The sequence below is a fragment of the Ruminococcus sp. 1001713B170207_170306_F1 genome (assembly GCF_015668065.1).
GTDB lineage: Bacteria > Bacillota > Clostridia > Lachnospirales > Lachnospiraceae > Blautia_A > Blautia_A faecis.
The window spans coordinates 1-19811 of the sequence record NZ_JADPEX010000043.1 but is presented as its reverse complement, the minus strand read 5'-3'; the positions used below and the strand labels follow the sequence as shown (position 1 = coordinate 19811).

General features: G+C 45.1%; 14 protein-coding genes, 1 rRNA gene and 1 riboswitch. Of the genes, 11 read left to right on the top strand and 4 right to left on the bottom strand.

What is annotated here, in order from left to right; genetic code table 11:
- The first annotated feature begins 587 nt into the window (after positions 1-587).
- The 10 genes from I4V84_RS18685 to I4V84_RS18640 all read left to right on the top strand — a co-directional run bounded on the left by I4V84_RS18685 (position 588) and on the right by I4V84_RS18640 (position 13531).
- On the top strand, positions 588-2180 hold the full coding sequence (locus I4V84_RS18685; protein ID WP_226837875.1) for a peptide ABC transporter substrate-binding protein: 1593 nt from the start codon (positions 588-590) through the stop codon (positions 2178-2180).
- A 202-nt stretch (positions 2181-2382) separates the two neighbouring features.
- A complete protein-coding gene (locus I4V84_RS18680) occupies positions 2383-3321 on the top strand; it encodes an ABC transporter permease (RefSeq protein WP_118584035.1) in 939 nt (312 codons plus the stop codon).
- Between the two features lie 2 nt (positions 3322-3323).
- On the top strand, positions 3324-4247 hold the full coding sequence (locus tag I4V84_RS18675; protein WP_226815283.1) for an ABC transporter permease: 924 nt from the start codon (positions 3324-3326) through the stop codon (positions 4245-4247).
- An 8-nt stretch (positions 4248-4255) separates the two neighbouring features.
- Positions 4256-5254 (top strand): ABC transporter ATP-binding protein, encoded by a 999-nt coding sequence (locus I4V84_RS18670; RefSeq protein ID WP_118584033.1) that lies wholly within the window; start codon positions 4256-4258, stop codon positions 5252-5254.
- Positions 5244-6221 (top strand): oligopeptide/dipeptide ABC transporter ATP-binding protein, encoded by a 978-nt coding sequence (locus tag I4V84_RS18665; protein WP_148463621.1) that lies wholly within the window; start codon positions 5244-5246, stop codon positions 6219-6221. The genes I4V84_RS18670 and I4V84_RS18665 overlap by 11 nt, the downstream gene beginning before the upstream one ends.
- 160 nt (positions 6222-6381) lie before the next feature.
- Complete coding sequence (locus tag I4V84_RS18660; RefSeq protein ID WP_148463620.1) at positions 6382-7143, top strand: DeoR/GlpR family DNA-binding transcription regulator; 762 nt, start codon at positions 6382-6384, stop codon at positions 7141-7143.
- Between the two features lie 138 nt (positions 7144-7281).
- Positions 7282-8028: a copper homeostasis protein CutC gene (locus I4V84_RS18655; RefSeq protein WP_173736102.1), complete on the top strand. Its 747-nt coding sequence runs from the start codon at positions 7282-7284 to the stop codon at positions 8026-8028.
- An 81-nt stretch (positions 8029-8109) separates the two neighbouring features.
- The gene (locus I4V84_RS18650; RefSeq protein ID WP_195993130.1) at positions 8110-10737 is read left to right on the top strand and encodes a transglutaminase domain-containing protein; all 2628 of its coding nucleotides are present in this window, start codon (positions 8110-8112) and stop codon (positions 10735-10737) included.
- A 184-nt stretch (positions 10738-10921) separates the two neighbouring features.
- Positions 10922-12184: a M28 family metallopeptidase gene (locus tag I4V84_RS18645; RefSeq protein ID WP_195993129.1), complete on the top strand. Its 1263-nt coding sequence runs from the start codon at positions 10922-10924 to the stop codon at positions 12182-12184.
- A 24-nt stretch (positions 12185-12208) separates the two neighbouring features.
- The gene (locus I4V84_RS18640; RefSeq protein ID WP_187566675.1) at positions 12209-13531 is read left to right on the top strand and encodes an alpha-L-fucosidase; all 1323 of its coding nucleotides are present in this window, start codon (positions 12209-12211) and stop codon (positions 13529-13531) included.
- A gap of 214 nt (positions 13532-13745) precedes the next feature.
- On the opposite strand, the gene cytX is transcribed toward I4V84_RS18640, so the two are convergent.
- The 4 genes from cytX to I4V84_RS18620 form a co-directional block, all read right to left on the bottom strand.
- Positions 13746-14921, bottom strand: coding sequence for a putative hydroxymethylpyrimidine transporter CytX (cytX, locus tag I4V84_RS18635; RefSeq protein WP_173716701.1), 1176 nt, complete (start codon positions 14919-14921; stop codon positions 13746-13748).
- Between the two features lies 1 nt (position 14922).
- Positions 14923-15765, bottom strand: a complete 843-nt coding sequence (gene thiD / locus I4V84_RS18630; protein ID WP_173770379.1) for a bifunctional hydroxymethylpyrimidine kinase/phosphomethylpyrimidine kinase — start codon at positions 15763-15765, stop codon at positions 14923-14925.
- Between the two features lie 202 nt (positions 15766-15967).
- A riboswitch (TPP riboswitch) is annotated at positions 15968-16073 on the bottom strand.
- A gap of 71 nt (positions 16074-16144) precedes the next feature.
- A complete protein-coding gene (locus I4V84_RS18625; protein WP_173774263.1) occupies positions 16145-17821 on the bottom strand; it encodes an alpha-glucosidase in 1677 nt (558 codons plus the stop codon).
- A 153-nt stretch (positions 17822-17974) separates the two neighbouring features.
- Positions 17975-18952, bottom strand: a complete 978-nt coding sequence (locus tag I4V84_RS18620; RefSeq protein ID WP_118584253.1) for an AraC family transcriptional regulator — start codon at positions 18950-18952, stop codon at positions 17975-17977.
- Positions 18953-19519: 567 nt separating this feature from the next.
- Here I4V84_RS18620 and I4V84_RS18615 point away from each other — a divergent pair.
- Positions 19520-19811: ribosomal RNA gene (locus tag I4V84_RS18615) — 16S ribosomal RNA — on the top strand; the annotation flags it as partial.

Below are 19811 nucleotides of genomic sequence, written 5' to 3'. Positions count from 1 at the left end.
AGACTTATGCGTGAGGGCTCTCCCGAACGCATTAGTCGCAGTTAGCGATTAGTTCGCTGGAGCGTTGCGCCGGCGAGTGAGTAATACATATTGTCCAAATGCGTCCCTCCTGAAGAACTTTTCAACACATTCAACACATTAAAGAGGAAAACAGGAAGTCGGATACAGTTGAAGCACCCAGCTGCATCCGATATTTTTTACTCATTTTTCCTTGAAAAAGCAGAATTTGTACAAAATAAATACATAATTCATACAAAACCAATTCCAAACAATAAAAAGCAATAAAGAATAATAAAAAAACAATTGACAACACTACAACACTTTGCTATACTAAAATTACCAAAAAGAGGCGGGCAAAGAGAACATTTTTTATTTATGCAAAGGCGCATGAAACTACATCGTGACTAAGTTGCTAAATAGAAAATGTTTTTTTGCTATAAAGGCATCGACACCAGATTTTTATAAAATATTTTCTAAAAAATGTCCTGCTTTTATAAGAAAACACCTGCGGCAGCAGGCGCTTCCGCTTTCCGAAAAGGCTTACTACCGTACCGGGATTAAGGACGGATAAGAAAGGAGAAAAAACTATGAAAATGATGAAAGCAGCAGTAGCACTTGGAATGGCACTTACCATGACTGTTACAGGTGCATCAGCAGTATTCGCAGAGGGAGAGACACTCAGCGTTGCTACTGATTTCGAGATCAAGACTCTGGTACCGTGGGCTGCATCCGAGGAGAATGCATTCCTGGTACTGAACCAGGCAGAAGAGGGACTGTTCCGTATGGACGAGAACAACCAGCCTCAGCCGGCTCTTTGCGATACTTATGAGGTATCCGATGACAAGCTTACATACACCTTCCACTTAAGAGATGGAATCCAGTGGAGCAATGGTGAGCCTGTAACAGCAGCAGATTTCGTATACGCATGGCTGAAACAGATGAGCGCAGATGCAACAAACGGCTACAGCTTCATTATGACAGACTACATCGTAAATGGTCAGGAGTATAATGAGGGAAGCGTTGAGGCTTCTGAGGTAGGCGTTAAGGCTGTTGACGATCAGACACTGGAAGTTCAGCTGAAGAGCCCGACACCATACTTCCTGAACCTTACTACAATGGATATGTTCTTCCCGGTTAACGAAGCATTCTGTGAAGAGCAGGGCACAAACTTCGCTCTTTCCCCAGACAGCATGCTCTACTGCGGACCGTACGTGATCACAGATTATGATCCGGCTGTAGGCGTTACTTTCGCTAAGAACGACAATTACTGGGATAAAGACAACGTAGCAATCGAAGATGCACAGGTTCGTGTAATCAAAGATGCTGCAGCTGCATTAAGCGCATATCAGGCTGGCGAGCTTTCCCAGGTTAAACTTGATTCTGCAAACGTAGTAGCATACAAGGATGATCCGGAATTCTCCCAGGAGATCGACTTCCGTACAAGCTATGTACAGTTCAACCTTACAGATGACGTAATGAGCAATGTAAACATGAGAAAAGCTATTTCTCTTGCTATGAACAGAAGCGCTCTTACAGATAACATTCTTGCTGATGGTTCTGCACCAGGTTTTGGTCTTGTAGCAGACGGCATGAGCGGTGATGGAGAGAAGACATTCCGTGAGCTGAACGGAGATGTTTCCCCATATGATCCGGAGCAGGCAAAAGAGTACTATGACAAAGCAGTTGAGGAGCTTGGAAGCGCACCTTCAGAGGTTACTCTTCTTGTAGCTGATGACTCTGTATCCAAATCCGTTGCAACATTTATCCAGAGTGAGCTTGTTACAACACTTGGTCTGAACGTAGTAATTGATACCAAGACTGTACAGGGACGTGGAGAGCTGATGGATGCCAACAACTATCAGTTTGCTGTAACAGCATGGGGTGCTGACTATGATGACGCTATGACATACCTTGATCTGTGGACAAACGGAACTCCATACCGTGGAAATTACAACGATGCAGATTACAATGCACTGATTTCTGATGCCAAGACTCAGACAGACGATGCAGCTCGTCTTGACGACATGCTGAAAGCTGAGAAGAAGCTGGTTGAGGAAGATGCAGTTGTTGCTCCTGTATACCACAGAGGTTCCGCTGTTCTGACAAAATCCAATGTCAAGAACCTGATCAGCCATCCGATCGGTGTTCCGCTTGAGTTCAAGTACGCTTCCTTCGAATAATCTCTTATTCAGGTGATTGTTGGATATAAACTGGTAGCGAAACAGATCTCAGAGGTTTGCTTCAAATTCAAGTAATATTCCTTAAGGAATAGGTAACGGACCGTATACAGCAGTGGCTTACACAGCCGGTATACGGTCTGTTTTTCACAGAAAGAAAAGGAGTACTGTTCACTACGTGCACAGTAACAGAAAAGGTGATGTCATGCTGAAATATGTATTAAAGCGATTAGGGTACATTCTGGTTACCTTGTGGGTAATTGTAACCTGTACCTTTTTCATGATGAAAAATCTTCCAGGTACACCTTTTGATGCTGAGCGTTTTAGTATTATGACACCTCAGCAGCAGGAACGTGTGCTGGAAATGTATGGATTAAATGATTCTCTTCCAATGCAGTATGTGAAATATATTAAGAACATGCTGAAAGGAGACCTGGGTACTTCCTTTACTTATGTAAACCAGGACGTTTCCAAGGTTATCACAGGTCGTCTCGGACCATCTGCGCTGATTGGTATCCAGGCAGTACTGATCGGACTTGCAATCGGATTAATTTTAGGAATCCTGGCTGCCTGGAAGCACAATAGCGGAATTGATTACTTTACTATGATATTGGCAGTGCTTGGAGTCTCGGTGCCGAACTTTGTCGCCGCAGCCCTTCTTCAGTATTACATAGGTCTGAAATGGGGCGTTCTCCCGGTTGGATTCTGGACTGGCTGGAATTGTTCCGTATTGCCGTCCATTGCGCTTTCGTTCAGTGCAACAGCTATGGTTGCCCGTTTTATGCGTACCGAAATGCTGGATGTACTGGATCAGGATTACATCGTAACTGCAAGAGCCAAGGGGCTGAGCCAGATGAAGGTTCTTATGCGTCATGCAGTCCGCAACTCCATCCTTCCGGTTGTAACCATTTTAGGACCAATCGTAGTAAACCTTATGACAGGATCTCTTGCTGTAGAGAACATCTTCAGTATTCCTGGTATCGGAAGCCTTTTCGTAGACTGTATCAAGGCCAATGACTATCCGGTGATCATGGGTATTACTATTTTCTATGCCGCATTCTATATGCTGATTGTACTGCTTGTTGACCTGGCTTATTCTCTTATTGATCCGAGAATTCGTCTTGCCAAAGGAAAGGAGAGCTGATCGTGGACAAATCAAAAATTGACCGCAGCATGTATCAGAAAGCGAAAGTAGAAGCCTCTGAAAAAGAGCACATCGCAGCTCCTGCTTCCACTATGCTGGCTGACGCATGGATCCGTCTGAAAAAAAACAAGGCAGCAGTTGTAGCATTATTTATTCTGATCGGAATTATCCTGCTTGCCATTTTTGCACCGATCTTCAGTAAATATTCATTTAGAGACACTGATTATAACAATGTATATGGACTTCCAAGTGCAGCACACATTTTTGGTGCTGACCAGTTTGGACGTGACCTGTGGGTACGTACCTGGATGGGAACCAGAATTTCCCTTATGATCGCACTGGTAGCTGCAATCCTGGATCTGGTTGTAGGTGTTCTTTACGGTGCTGTTTCCGCTCTTTTCGGGGGAAAGGTAGACGCTGTTATGCAGCGTATCATTGAGGTACTGGTTGGAATCCCAAGCCTTATCATTGTAATCCTTTTCCTGATGGCATTCCCGGCTGGTGTAGGAACTATTATCGCTGCACTTTCCATTACCGGATGGGTAAACATGGCCAGACTGGTTCGTGCCGAGATCCTGAAACTGAAGAATCAGGAATTCGTACTTGCTTCTCAGGTTCTTGGAACCAGCAAATTCAACATTATTATGAAGGATCTGATCCCGAACACAGTCAGCGTTATCGTAATCAACGTGATGTTCACAATCCCAAGCGCTATCTTTACCGAGGCATTCTTAAGCTTCATTGGTATTGGTCTGGCAGAGCCGCAGGCTTCCCTTGGTGTATTGATCAACGGTGGTTATCAGGTACTGCGAATGTATCCACATGTACTGATTTTCCCGGCAATTGTTATCGTACTGATTATGGTATGCTTCAGTATTCTGGGCGACGGACTTCGTGATGCCCTTGATCCGCAGATGAGAAAGTAGGTACAGCTATGGGAAAAATATTAGAAGTTAAGAATCTTACAGTCCACATCAAGACGCACAAGGGCGTTGTCCAGGCTGTGCGCGGCGTGGATTTTTACCTGAATGAGCAGGAGACACTTGCGGTAGTAGGAGAGTCCGGTTCCGGAAAATCCATTACCATGAAAGGTGTTATGGGAATCCTCCCAAAGAACGGAAAAGTAGTAGAAGGAAGCGTAATGTTCCAGGGTAATGATCTGACTAAATATTCAGAGCGTCAGATGCAGCAGGTGCGCGGAAGCGAGATTGCCATGATCTTCCAGGATCCCATGACTTCCCTGAACCCGACCATGAAGGTTGGAAAACAGATAGAGGAAATGCTGAAAGAGCACCGCAAGGAGATGAGTAAAGCCGACCGTAAGACAAGAGCCATTGAGCTTCTTTCCCTGGTTGGAATCTCCAATCCGGAGGCACGTTACGACCAGTATCCACACCAGCTGTCCGGTGGTATGAGACAGCGAGTTGTCATCGCCATTGCACTGGCCTGTGATCCCAAGGTGCTGATCGCAGATGAGCCGACCACAGCCCTTGATGTAACGATCCAGGCACAGATTCTGGATCTGATGCGCGATCTTCAGAAAAAGATCAAAACATCCATTATCATCATTACCCATAACCTTGGTGTTGTGGCAAATATTGCAGACCGTGTTGCTGTTATGTATGGCGGAAAATTAGTTGAGACAGGAGATGTGGAAGATATTTTCCACAACCCATGTCACGAATATACAAAAGGCCTTCTTCGTTCTATTCCAAAAGCACACGAAAAAGGCGGTGAGCTTCAGGCAATTCCGGGAACTCCTCCGGATCTTATGGAGCCTCCGGTTGGATGTCCTTTTGCGGCAAGATGTAAGGAGACAATGATCGTTTGCCAGAAATACATGCCGGATTATACCGATTGCGGCAAGAATCACAAGTCAGCATGCTGGATGCTTGACGAGATGGCACAGGAGGTAAACTCTGATGAAAAATGATGAAAAGCAGGTACTTCTTGATGTCAAGAACCTGAAGAAATACTTTAATGTTGGAAATAAAAAGATCCTGAAAGCAGTTGATGACATTTCCCTTCAGATTTATAAAGGAGAGACTCTTGGTCTGGTTGGAGAGTCTGGATGTGGTAAATCTACCTTCGGAAGAACTGTTATCCATCTGTATGATCCTACAGATGGTACGGTAACTTTCGATGGAACGAAAATTGACAAGAATCTGGATACAAAGCAGAGACATGAACTTTGCAGAAGAATGCAGATGATTTTCCAGGATCCATATGCATCCCTGAACCCGCGAAGGAAAATTCTGGATATTGTAGCAGAGGGAATTGATGCTCATGGTCTTGCTGCCAATAAAAAAGAACGTGATGCCAAGGTCATTGAGCTTCTGGAAACCGTTGGTCTTCAGGCAGAGCACGCAGATCGTTTCCCTCATGAGTTTTCCGGTGGACAGCGCCAGCGTGTTGGTATTGCACGTGCACTTGCAGTAAATCCGGATTTTATTGTATGCGATGAGCCCATTTCTGCTTTGGACGTTTCCATCCAGGCACAGGTTATCAACCTTCTGGAGCAGCTTCAGAGAGAGCGTGGGCTGACTTACCTGTTTATTGCACACGACCTTTCCATGGTGAAGCACATCAGTGACCGTATTGGTGTTATGTACCTGGGATCTCTTGTTGAGCTTGCTGACAGTGAGGAGCTTTTCGAGAACCCAATGCATCCTTATACCAAGGCTCTTCTTTCTGCAATCCCGATCCCGGATCCGGATATTGAGAAGAACCGTCAGAGAATCATGCTGGAGGGTACGCTTCCGAATCCCATTGATCTTGGCGAGGAGTGTAAGTTCTGCAGTCGTTGTCCTGTTTGCAAGGATAGCTGCCATAAGAGCCAGCCGAAGCTTGTTGAGGTAAAACCGGGACATTTTGTTGCCTGCAGTCAGTGCGCAGAGTAATATTTGACGGGCAGATTGTGTATCTATTCAGAAGATATAGAAAGCTAAAAGACTGGCTGTAATATGAAATGTATAGTGCTATATAAGTTATGTTAACCGCTTGAAAGAGCGGGAGATGGGCTTTTGATAAATAAGGCAGCAGAAAACAGGAGGAAGAAGGATGTTCATTGAGGAACGGCAGATAGCCATCGAGAAAGTCCTTCGGGAACAGGGAAAAGTCCGGACCAGGGAGCTGAGCGAAATGTTCCAGGTCACAGAGGACTGCATCCGTAAAGATCTGAAAACTCTTGAGAATGCCGGCAAATTAAAAAGAACTTACGGTGGTGCGATTCTTTCCCAGGATTACCCGCTGGAAAGAGATGTTATCGACAGAAGAAATTATCATGTGGACAGGAAGATGGTGATCGCGGCTAAGGCCATGACGCTGATCAAGGAGCGGGAAGCGATTTTTCTTGATATATCCACAACCAATATTGAGCTTGCCAAGCTTCTTGCGAAATCGAAAATGCAGCTTACCGTAGTGAGCAACATGATCGATATTTTACAGCTGCTTGCGCAAAATCCCAAGATCACAGCCATTGGAACCGGTGGAATCATGTATCCTACAGTAAATGGATTCCTTGGTTCCGCAGCAATCCAGGTGATCCGGCAGTATAGCTTTGACCGGGCATTTATGGGAAGCTGCGGAATTGATATGATGGATCACACCGTCACGACTCTTGGAGTGGAGGACGGACTGACCAAAAAGGCTGCAATTGAAAGCAGCCGTCATAAATATGCCGTGATGGAGCGGGAGAAATTTTATTTTAATGAATCTTATAAATTTACACAGCTTGATGAACTGGACGGGATCATCACAGATGAATTCCCGGATCAGTCGGTGCAGGATATGCTGGATTCCCTTGGAGTAACGCTCTATTAAGAGACAGCAGCTCAGGAATGCAGCAACAAAGTGACAAGACCGGCGGGCTTGGGAATAATTTGTGGAATTTTCAGAATGCAAAGCATTGCGATAGCTGCAATGTGATAGTATCAGGCTGGGTGAAAGGAAAAAGAGGATATGAGCAAATTTACTTTGGAGGTTTGTGCAGATTCGGTGGAATCCGTACTTGCCGCAGAGAAAGGCGGAGCAGACAGAATCGAGCTTTGCGGAAATGTGGTGATTGGAGGAACAACTCCATCAGAGAGTCTTTTCCGCGAGATCCGCAGGCATAGTGATATTAAGATCCATGCACTGATCCGTCCAAGATTTGGTGATTTTTGTTATACTGAATATGAATTTGATATTATTCGTTCAGAAGTGAGAAGATTCCGGGAGCTGGGTGCCCAGGGAGTTGTAATCGGTATGCTAAGACCGGATGGCTCCCTGGATGTGGAACATCTGGCACAGCTTATGGAAGAAGCGAATGGGATGTCTGTAACTTTGCACAGGGCTTTTGACGTGTGCAGGGATCCAATGGAGGCCCTGGAGCAGGCCATTTCTCTTGGTTTTAATACCATTCTCACATCTGGACAGAAGAATAACTGTGTGGATGGTTCGCCGCTGCTTGCAGAGCTGGTGGAAAAGAGTGCTGGTCGTATTCACATTATGGCTGGTGCAGGAGTGAATGCAGACGTGATCGCTCCAATCTATGAGAAAACCGGAATCACAGATTATCATATGACGGGCAAGGTTTTGCTGGACAGTGAGATGAAGTACCGCAAAGAGGGTGTAAGTATGGGACTGCCTTCTTTGAGTGAGTATGAGATTTTCCGCACCAGTGAGGCTGAGGTGAAAAAGGCCCGGGAAGTTTTAGCAAGGCTTTGAGGCTGGGACGCTCTTTCACAAAAAAAGAACAATTTTTTCGTGAAAGGGCGTTTTTTCTATTTAAAGTAGGAGGATGAATAGATGTTTCTTCAGAACAGTCAGAGGAAGATTGAAGAAGAATTTTTGAAATTAACAGAGAAGCTTGGACCGGACAGGGAGCCACTAAAGACGATTTGTGAGAAGCTGGATGGATGCGGCAGAGATCTGGGGCTGGCAATGAAGTATTTGTATGTGACCGCGCCTTATAGTGATCTTGTGAATTATACTTTTGAGGAGATTCAGGATTTCGCAAGTCATGGGCTGTTTCTTTATAATACGCTGGACAGGGTGAAAGAGCTGCCGGAGGAGATGTTTTTGAATTATATTCTGGATCACAGGGTGAATGAGGAAGAGGTACTTCCTTGTCGAAGCTTTTTCTGGAATGAGTTGAAGGATAGAATTGAAGGAAAAAATGCGAAAGATGCGGCAATTGAGGTAAATTACTGGTGTGCGGAGGAAGCTACTTATCATAGTGGTGATGACCGTACACTTCCGGCACTTACGGTATATCGAAGAGGTTACGGACGCTGCGGTGAGGAGTCTGTTTTTCTGGTAAATGCACTTCGCAGTGTGGGAATTCCGGCGCGGCAGGTGTATGTGCCAAGGTGGTCCCACTGTGATGACAACCACGCATGGGTGGAGCTTTGGTGTGACGGAAAATGGTATTTCACAGGCGCATGTGAGCCGCTTATGATCCTGAATAAGGGGTGGTTTACCAATGCTTCTTCCAGAGCAATGATGGTGCATTCCCGCCTGTTTGATCTTTTCCCGGCAGAAGGGGAGGATGTGATCGGCAAAGAAGGTGCAGCGGTTATGTTGAACCAGACTGCGCGTTATGCTAGGGTGAAAACTGTTTCTGTAAAAGTGACAGATAAAGAGGGCGCGGCTGTAAAGGGCGCTCAGGTGCAGTTTCTGGTGTTGAATATGGGAGAGTATTTTCCCATTGCAAAGGCAGAGACAGACGAAGATGGAACCGTTTCTTTAGTGACCGGTTTGGGAAGTGTAAGAGTTCTGGCGTTCCTTCCGGGAATGGAAGGATTTGCACAGGCAGATCTGGATACCAGAGCGCAGGATGAGATTTCCCTGATTCTTACTGGTGAGACTGTGGAAGCTGAGGATTGGAGAGCTGTAGATGTAATTGCTCCAGTTGACACCCCGGTGAACCCGGACATGCCTACCCCGGAGCAGAAAGCAGAAGGAACCAGACGACTGAATGAAGCAAACAAGATTCGTAAAGAAAAGAAGGAGAACTGGGTGAACCCGGAAATGACTGCTTTTCTTGCAGGCGAGGATGAGAAGGAACTTCGCCAGGCAATGGTGGATGTACTTTCGGAGAAAGACCACACAGACTGTGTTTGCAATGTATTGGAAGAGCATTTGGAATATGGCAAGCAGTATGCAAAAGAATTTAAAACGAAGTCTGGTACTGGGAAATGTGGCAAAAAAGAAATGAATGGCGCAGATCGCTTCACTCAAGGCGCTGAGAGTGCTAATGCAGAGTGCAGTAACTATAAAGCTGAAAAATCTGCGGCATATACAAGAGCTACAGGTGCAGAGTCCGGCTATAATCTTTATATCAATTACGTATTAAATCCCCGTGTGGAGGATGAGCTTCTTCGTCCATACCGAAAAGGCATTCTCTCTTTTTTCACAGAAGAGCAGAAAGCCGCTTTCCACGCAAATCCGGCAGAGATCTGGAATTATATCCAGGCGCATATCATCGCCTACCCGGATAACGAGCGCGAGACCGTAATGGAAACTCCATACGAATGTCTGGTATCCGAAATTGGTACCGAGCGTTCCCAGAAAGTACTTTTTGTGGCAATCGCCCGTACACTGGGAATTCCGGCAAGATTGAACCCAGATAATAAGGTAATGGAATATTGGGTAAAAGACCAGTTTGTTTCCGTTTTGAAACAGCAGGAGGGCGGCGCAGTTCTCACACTGAAAAAAGAGGCAGATGCTGTATGGAACTACTATCAGAACTGGACCATGGGACGTCTGGTTGGAAATGAATATGTTTCCTTAAACCTTACAGGCAGAAGCTGGGATGGGGATACTCTGGAGCTTGCACTGATTCCAGGAACCTATCGGATTATTACCACCAACCGCCTTCCTAACGGAAATCAGTTTGCATGGGAGAAAACATTTACGATAAAAGAAGGCGTGCAGAGAGAAGAGACCTTGCGTCTCCGCGAAGCACAGCTTGGCGATATGCTGGAGCGTATTTCCCTTCCGGAGTTTGAAGTAAAAGATTCTGCCGGAAACACAGTAACCTGCGCTGAGTTAACCAAAGGCGGCAAGAAAATTCTCATGTGGCTGGAAGAGAGCCGGGAGCCTACGGAACATATTTTGAACGAAATGCTGGAACATGCAGAAAAATTCCACGAATTTGAAAATTCCATCTCCTTCATGATTCGTACTCCAGAAGCCAAGCAGGATCCTCTTCTGGCAAAAGTGCTGAAGATGTTCCCGAATGTTTCCATCTATTACGATTCCTTTGAAGAAAACATTGAACTTCTGGGAAGAAGAATGTACGTTGATCCAGACAAGCTTCCGCTAATTCTGGTAACTAATGGCGAGTCTGTAGGGATTTATGCAACCAGCGGCTATAATGTTGGAACTGGCGATATGTTGATCCGTATTATGGAAGAAGTGCCGGAAGTATAAATTGCATTTAAAAGAAGATATAGTAGTTTTTGAAGTATATAGTAGAATTTCTAAGAAATATAGAGATGGTTTTCTTTGTGCTCTAGAGGTGCGCAGCAAAGCATAATAAGGAAAATTGCAAGGCCTCTGAATGTAGCGCATTAAATAGGAGTAAATCGGAAGCCATCTCTAAATGGAGTAAATTATGAATAAATACACAGAAATTCACCCAAATGGACAACGCGCGTATCAGTTTGTAGCTGACACGGCATACGTCCGTGAATCCGGCACTAAGGGGGAGCACAAAGCAGCTGAATACATTTTGAAGGAAGCGGAGCAGGCAGCAGCCCAGACGGGAAAGTCTGTCTACATTCAGACACCCCGCATGGAATTTTTCCAGTGTCCGGATTTTCAGCAGAAAAAGGCAGAGCTGGTAATCTGCCAGCCTTATAAGAAGGCTTATCCGGTGCGTGCCTACCTGAATGGCGCCTGCACCCTGGAAGAGGGCATCACAGCACCATTTCTCTTCGTGGGAAAAGGAGACGACATCAGTCTTTCCAAGGCAAAAGGGGCAGTTGTGCTGGTCTGCGATCCTATTCGTGAAGATATGATAAATAAAATAAAAGCAGCAGGTGCACTTGGCTTTGTAACCATATGCGGCACGCCGCTGGATCAGGGGGAAGACCGGATTCCAACCCAGTACCGCCGCAAGGCAGGTGATCTTCCAGGCGCATCTATCCATTATCTGGATGCAGTGGAAATCGTGGAGAAACAGGCATCCAAGTGCTGCCTGAACATTCAGCAGAGCGAGATTTCCCGCAATTCCGCCAATGTGGCAGTACGCATTCTGGGAACTGATTTTCCAGAAGAAATCGTTACGGTAACGGCTCATTATGATTCTGTTCCGGAAGGCCCTGGTGCATATGACAATATGTCCGGCGGAGCCATGGTGATGGAAGCTTTTCATCATTTCGCAGAGCACAGACCAGCCAGAACGATGGAGTTCATCTGGTTTGGCTCCGAGGAAAAAGGTCTGGTTGGAAGCCAGAATTATGTGAAATCCCATGAAGGAGAAATGAGCAGCCATGTGTTTAATCTGAATGTAGACCTGGCAGGGCAGCTCCTGGGAGGAAACGTTCTGGGAGTAACTGCAGATCCGACTGTCTGTGCAGAACTGAAAAACCTCATGGAAGAAAATCAGCTGGGTGTTACCATCAAAAATCAGGTCTGGGCCAGCGATTCCAATACTTTCGCATGGAAAGGTGTGCCAGCGCTTACCTTAAACCGTGACGGCTTTGGCATGCATACAAGACACGATACGGTAGAATATATTTCTCCTCGTGCACTGGAAGAAGGAGCGAAAACTCTCTGCACAGCAGCTACATGGGTGGCAAACAAGCCAGAGCTTTCCTTTGAACGGGAAATTCCAGAGGATATGAAGAGAGAACTGGAAAAGTATTTTGCCTAATGTTACAGGAAAGGACATTATAAAATGAACAAAGTAATCGAAGAAAGAACAAAACGTACCGAATGGTACCGTGACGCCCGTTTCGGCATGTTTATTCACTGGGGACTTTATGCAATCCCTGCCAGAGGAGAATGGGTGCGCAGCATGGAGCAGATTCCACATGAGGACTACTGCCATCTCACAGAAGAGTTCACAGCTGAGAATTACAACCCAAGAGAGTGGGCGCGTCTTGCGAAAAAGGCGGGCATGAAATATGCTGTGCTCACAGCCAAACACCACGACGGCTTTTGCCTTTTTGACACCAAACTTACTGACTACAACTCCATGAACGCAGCCTGCCACAAAGACCTGGTAAAAGAGTTCCTGGAGGCATTCCGTGCAGAAGGAATCAAAGTAGGTCTGTATTTTTCTATTATAGACTGGCGCCACCCGGATTTCCCACACTATGGGGATATGCACCATCCAATGCGCAACCATCCGGAATGCTCCAATGAAAACCGCGATTTCGACCGCTATCTGGAATTTATGTTTGGGCAGATCAAAGAGCTTCTTACCAATTATGGTAAGCTGGATCTGATGTGGTTCGACTTCTCCTACGGCGATATGAAGTGCGACAAATGGAAAGCCCAGGAGCTGATTTCCATGGTGCGTTCCATCCAGCCCTGGCTGATCATTGATAACCGTCTGGAGGGCAGTGCTGAGGATTCCGGTTCTATCCTTACTGCAAATCCTACCGAATATTCCGGCGATTTCGCATCTCCGGAGCAGATGATCCCACCAGCAGGAATCCGCAATGAGCTGGGTGATCCGGTACCCTGGGAAGCCTGCCTGACCCTGAATAACAATTGGGGCTACTCTTCCAGTGACCGTCATTATAAATCAGCTGAAATGGTCATCCACATGCTGGTTGAGTGTGTCAGCAAGGGTGGCAACCTGCTCCTGAATGTGGGGCCTGATGCAAAAGGCCGTATTCCGAAGGAGTCTGTGAAGATTCTGGAAGAAGTAGGAGAGTGGATGGACGAGAACTCCAAGAGCATCTACGGCTGTGGCTATGCTGAAATCGATAAACCGGAATGGGGCCGTTACACCCGCAACGGAAATAAAATCTACGCCCACGTTATGGAGCCCCAGGCAGGAGCAATCCCTCTCACCGGAATCCACGGCAAGATCAAAAAACTCCGCCGTCTTTCCGACAATTCCGAGGTAAAGCTTACGGATTACTGGAACCTGAAGGAATACTCCCAGAATCAGTTCTTTTTCCTCAACGCTGACACTTGCGACAGCTATCCGCTTCCGGATGATCGGGATACGGTTGTGGAAGTAACGCTGGAAGAAACTGAAGAATAAACAGATATAAGCAGATATAAAAAGAAATAAACAGAAAGGGACTGCCGGGAAATGGCAGCCCCTTTTTGGATTTATAAGAAAGCCCATCTCTGGCACTTTCCTGAACCGAGTAGTGTTTATACGAAAGCTAGAGCGTGTTTGAAAAATCATTCCTGCAAATTGCGACGCACATCTTGCAGAAAGCCTTTTATCCAATACACTCTAAAGTGAAAGTCTATTTTTTACTCTTTAAAACATTTCGCACGATCATACAAATGAGAATGGTAACCACCATATCTGGCAGTGTATTTCCCACAGGAATATCAATTCTCATTAAAATTCGGTACAGCACAAATCCGATCACCCAGATTACCGCATTTGTTATGTCAACCGCTTCGCCCAGGCTGTCAGCACGCTTCAGAAGGAAGAAATCGGCAATCTGAATGGCAATCATCGGTGCAAATACAGAACCGATGAGATACAGGAAATCGGTAATGTTGTCCATTGGATATACAATTGCAGCAATTGTTCCGATGATGGTTACGGCAATTGCGGCATATTTTCCATTAATTTTGGAAAATACAGATTCAGATGAAATTCCGGCGGAGTAAGCATCCAGGAATGTGGTGGTAACAGTGGAAAATACAATGATCAGAAGGCCTGCAATTCCCAGTCCGGCTTTCACCATAATCTGAGCAATGTCGGATTCACCGGTATAAATCGCTGCACCCATACCGATTACATACATCCAGCAGCTTACAAGACCGTAAACAATAGAGCTTACAGCAGTTGCTTTCACTGGCTCCTTCGCCTCGCGGGTATAATCACTGATCAGCGGCAGCCAGGACAGTGGCATTGCAACAGAAAGCTCAACCGCAGCACCAAAGGACATGGCTTCCTCGCCAATGGCAAGTGCAGTCCCGCCATCAAAGAAGATGAGCTTGCAGAGTACCAATGTGAGGATAAAAAGTGCTGCCATAGCGATGGTGTTGATTTTTCCAAGGTTTGTGATGCCGATAAAAATCCACAGTACGATCAGTGCACCGATTACCAGACACCATACCCAGCTTCCGGTATGTAACACACCGTTTGCGGCCAGAGCTCCGTCGTAGATCATAATAGCAGTCCAGCCAACCAGCTGAAGTACATTCAGGAAGGAGAAGAAAATCCCGCCCTTTTCCCCAAAGCTCATTTTTACGGTTTCCATTGCACTGCGGCGTGTTTTTCCGCCAATTACTCCGGCGAGGAAAAGCATGGTACAGCCAATAATATGTCCGATGATAATGGCAAGAAGACCTTTTCCAAAGCCAAGTGAGGCAAAATAGGTTCCGGTGAGGATTTCCGCCAGGGAAACACCAGCGCCAAACCAGATCAGGCCGTTTTCAAAAATGGAAGTACGTTTTTCAGTCATGTTATTTTGCCTCCTTATCAGCGGCTTCTGCCGTAATCTCGTCATGTGACAGTGTGAATTCATTTTTTATTGCAAATCCGTGATCCATAGGACCACTGCCTTTTCCAAGATCCAGCATAGCAGCAAGTGCTCCGGAAATATATTTCTTTGCCCTCTCCACGGAAGTATCCAGGTCAAATCCCTTTGCCAGATTAGAAGCAATGGCACTGGATAAGGTACATCCTGTTCCGTGAGTGTTTGGATTGTTGATCCGCTTTCCCTGGAACCATTTGTAATCGCCTTTGCGCCACAGAAGGTCATTGGCGTCATTTAGCTGATGACCACCCTTGCAAAGCACTGCACAGCTGTATTTCTCTCCGATGGCAGCAGCGGCTTTGATCATATCCTCGGCAGTTTCTATTTTCATTCCGGACAGAACCTCTGCCTCCGGAATATTCGGTGTCAGGACTGTGGCCATTGGAAGAAGCTGACTTTTAAGGGCTTCAATGGCTTCATCATTGATCAGCTTGGCTCCGCTTGTGGCGACCATAACCGGGTCTACTACAATGTTCTTTGCTTCATACTGGCGAAGCTTTTTCGCAATGGTTTCAATTAGTGCGCTGGAAGATACCATTCCAATCTTCACCGCATCCGGATAAATATCTGTAAAAATATTATCCAGCTGGTCGGCCAGAAATTCTGGCGTTGCTTCCATAATACCTGTTACACCGGTAGTATTCTGTGCGGTAAGTGCGGTAATCGCACTCATGGCATATACTCCATTGCTGATCATTGTCTTGATATCAGCCTGGATACCGGCGCCTCCGCTGGAGTCACTTCCAGCGATTGTTAATGCTGTTCTCATAATTTTCTTCCTTTCTCTTGGCCTTGTTTGAAGCAGTTTCCACGAGTTATGAGTTATAACGTGAAAAAATCTTTTTACAAACCGGCACTGTTGTTATGTATGCATTAATTTTATATAGCGTCCGAAAGTGGTGCCCCCAGCCGAACGCTGCATTGCTGCCATATGAAAAAAGAGACACCCCAATGAGGTGTCTCCGAAAAAAATCAAACCCATGATGACTTCCTACGGCGGCATTATCCGCATCAGGTAAAAGGGTCGAAATTCACAATTTCCTCTCAGCCTGTGTACAAGCTCCCCTGTTCTTTTGTTATTATAGTAATAATGGGAAAAATTGTCAATAAGGTGTTGGAATACAATAAATACCAAGCGTGAAAATCGTTTACGCTAACTCCACAACCAGCACCTGATATCCATGCAGCTTAACTGAATTTCCATCCAGAACCATATCCGGGTAGTTATTGATCAGCACCTTTTTGCATTCTGATGGAAGTGTAATTTCCTGCTCATCCCACTGATAATTGCCAACCACAAGTAAAGTTTTATCTCCTTTACGGTAGTATGCCATTAAATTATGCCGGTCTTCCATAAATGGCTCCAGAGCACCATACACAACGGTTTCTTTATATTCCGGATCCTTGCGAAGAGCGATCAGTTTCTTATAGAAATTAAGTACGGAATTTGGATCAATCGTCTCTTTTTCCACATTAATTGCGGTATAATTGGAATTTACCCGAAGCCACGGTGTACCAGCTGTAAATCCGGCATTTTCTTCACCAGTCCACTGCATGGGGGTACGGGCATTGTCGCGGCTGCGGCGGGCAACAGCTTTCAAAGCTGCTTCCGGGGTAAGTCCGGCGTCAAGTGCAACTTTATATTCATCCAGAGTTGAAATATCATCTACCTCGTCAATAGATTTGAACGGGATATTTTCCATGCCAAGCTCCTGTCCCTGATAAATAAAGGGAAGTCCACGAAGCATGAAATTCAATGCCGCCAGCATTTTTTTGCTTGTGTCACAGCAATCACCTTCTGGAATATAGTGACTGACACCGCGAGGCTCGTCATGATTCTCGATAATATTGGAAACAAATCCGAAATCCCCCATTTTGGCCTGTGTCTCAAAACAGCAGCGCTTGTAGTCGTCAGGTGTGATTTCTTTGCAATCGTACCAGCCTTTCTCAGAACCTCCGAAAATGGTTTCGTTAAAGTCGAACATAGAAGAAAAATAACCATTGTTTCCAATAAAATCCGGGAGCTCTTCGTCTTTTGCGTTGAAAACCTCACCTACGGAAAAAGCATCGTGAGGCTTGAAGGTGCGGTCACGCATTTCTCCAAGAAATTCTCCGATTCCGGAAGCTTCCTCCAGCATTTTATTAATGCTGCAGAGTCCGTCCTCACGATCAGGCTCATAATCATGCATAGGAAGAGCTTTTTTGATATTAATGATAGCATCAATGCGGAAACCGCCAAGACCCTTGTCCAGCCACCAGTTAATATTTTTATATACTTCCTCACGGAGCTCTGGATTTTCCCAGTTCAGGTCAGGCTGCTTTTTATGAAAAACATGAAGGTACTGTTTGTTGGTGCCAGGCAGATCCTCCCATACCGAACCTCCGAAATAGGAGCGCCAGTTAGTAGGAAGCTTACCATCTTCTTTGTCTCTTAAATAGAAGAAACGGCCGTATTTTCCATCCGGATCTTTACAGGCTTTTTTAAACCATTCGTGCTCATCAGAGCAGTGGTTTACAACCAGATCCATGACAATATACATGTCCCGCTTCTTTGCTTCTGCGATAAGGCGGTCCATATCCTCCATAGTTCCGAATCGCGGGTCAATGTCGTAATAATCGGAAATATCGTATCCCTGGTCGGCAAGAGGGGAGCGATAGCAGGGGGAAAGCCAGACAATGTCAACCCCCAGCTCCTTTAAATAATCCAGTTTCTCAATAATTCCCGGCAGATCGCCGATTCCATCACCGTTTGTGTCATAAAAGCTTTTCGGATAAATCTGATAGGCTACTTTATCCTGCCACCATTTTTTTTTCGTGCTATTCATTTATGTCTCCTTATATATAATGATTATCTTTGAACTAAGTACATTATACATACATGAAAAAGAAAATACTTCCCTTAATTTGATTAAAAAATACGAAATTTTGACCAGAGATTGTTTGGAAAATCATTTCGTACATAGGGGGGCAAGCGTGTTTTATAAGGAAGGATTCTCAATCCCCTGGCTGTGTTTCCGATATTGCAGAGGTGTGGTTCCTGTATATTTGCGAAATTCTCTGAGAAAATTCCCCATATTGTTATAACCACAGTCCAGACATATCTCGGTCACTGGAAGACTGCTGTCTTTTAATAAACGTACTGCCTGGCGGATGCGATATTCATTCAGGTATTCTATGGGAGACATGCCGATTGCTTTTTTAAAAAAACGGCAAAAGTATTGCTCATTGAGTCCGATCAGGGATGCCAGATCGCGGATATAAATTTTTTCCTGGTAATGGTCGCGGATGTAAGTGATTGTGGTTTTTATGGTCTCGACCCTGTGGTCATCAGATTTTTCAGTCTGGGAAAAAAGCTGGCGATTGGAAAAATCTGCAAAAATATTTAACAGGGAAGCCTTGATCAGAAGCTGATCTGCCAGGCCGACAATGGCATTTCCAGAAGCGCGGAATAAATTTATATGTAAGGAATCATGAAGCTCTTCCAATTGTTCAGAAAAGCTGCAGCGGTAAAATGCGTTAGTGATGTTCTGGAACTGCTCCTTTATAATAGGAAAAACAGGATGGTTTGCAGAAATACATCTTGGAAAAATCAGACGTCCGTTTTGCAATGGCTGGACAAGCTGAGTCTGAACCGTATCGTAAAAAGGAGAGCAGAGCAGTTCCGGTTGGAAAACGACAGCGTATTCCATGGAGACTTCTTTTGAGCGTGCACGTATGCTGTGCAGTTCGCCGGGATTAATAAAATAAAAACATTCTGAAGATACATCAAATGTTTCCATATTAATATCTAAGGTGAAGGTTCCACCGGGAAAGTAAATAATCTCGACCTCCTCGTGCCAATGGTGCTTGACTAGGATTCCGTGTCCGCTTAGTTTTAAACGGTAAAAAGCACAGGGAAAAGCCTGGGAGCCATGAGGATTTGTTTCTTTTAATGCTGGTGATTGCTGTTGATACATAGAAACCTCCAAACTGGGGAAAGGGTATAAAATAATGAATTTGTTATATGTATTGACGCTATCATGTCTGAGGGCGAAAGTCAATGATTGAAGAAAAAGGATCTTGAAAATAATGTTATAAAAAAATATAAATTTTTTTGTAAAAAGTGCTTGACGATTCCTTACGGCAGTGGTATAGTAAACAAGCTGTCGCAAGGAATTGCTTCTGAAATACTGAAAAATAAAATAGTTTTCAGAAAATTTGAATTAACTATTGACAAATGACTGAACTTATGGTAAAGTAATCAAGTCGCTTGAACAGAACGACAGAAACATACAACTTTATACAGCTTCTTGAAGATCTGAAAAACTTTTGGAAAAAAGTGCTTGACAAGATCTGAAAGATATGATAAAGTAAACGGGCTGTCGCAAAGAGATGACAGACAAACAACCTTGATAACTAAACAGTGAAACACATACGATTCTCGAAAATTCTTAACGAATCATCATTCAAAAGAATGAACTTTTTATAACAGTAATGACGAGAGATAACTAAGCTAGTTGGTTGTCTTGAGTGCATCAAACACTTTATCAGAGAGTTTGATCCTGGCTCAGGATGAACGCTGGCGGCGTGCTTAACACATGCAAGTCGAACGGGAAACATTTCATTGAGGCTTCGGCGGATTTGATCTGTTTCTAGTGGCGGACGGGTGAGTAACGCGTGGGTAACCTGCCTTATACTGGGGGATAACAGCCAGAAATGGCTGCTAATACCGCATAAGCGCACAGAACCGCATGGTTCCGTGTGAAAAACTCCGGTGGTATAAGATGGACCCGCGTTGGATTAGCTAGTTGGCAGGGCAGCGGCCTACCAAGGCGA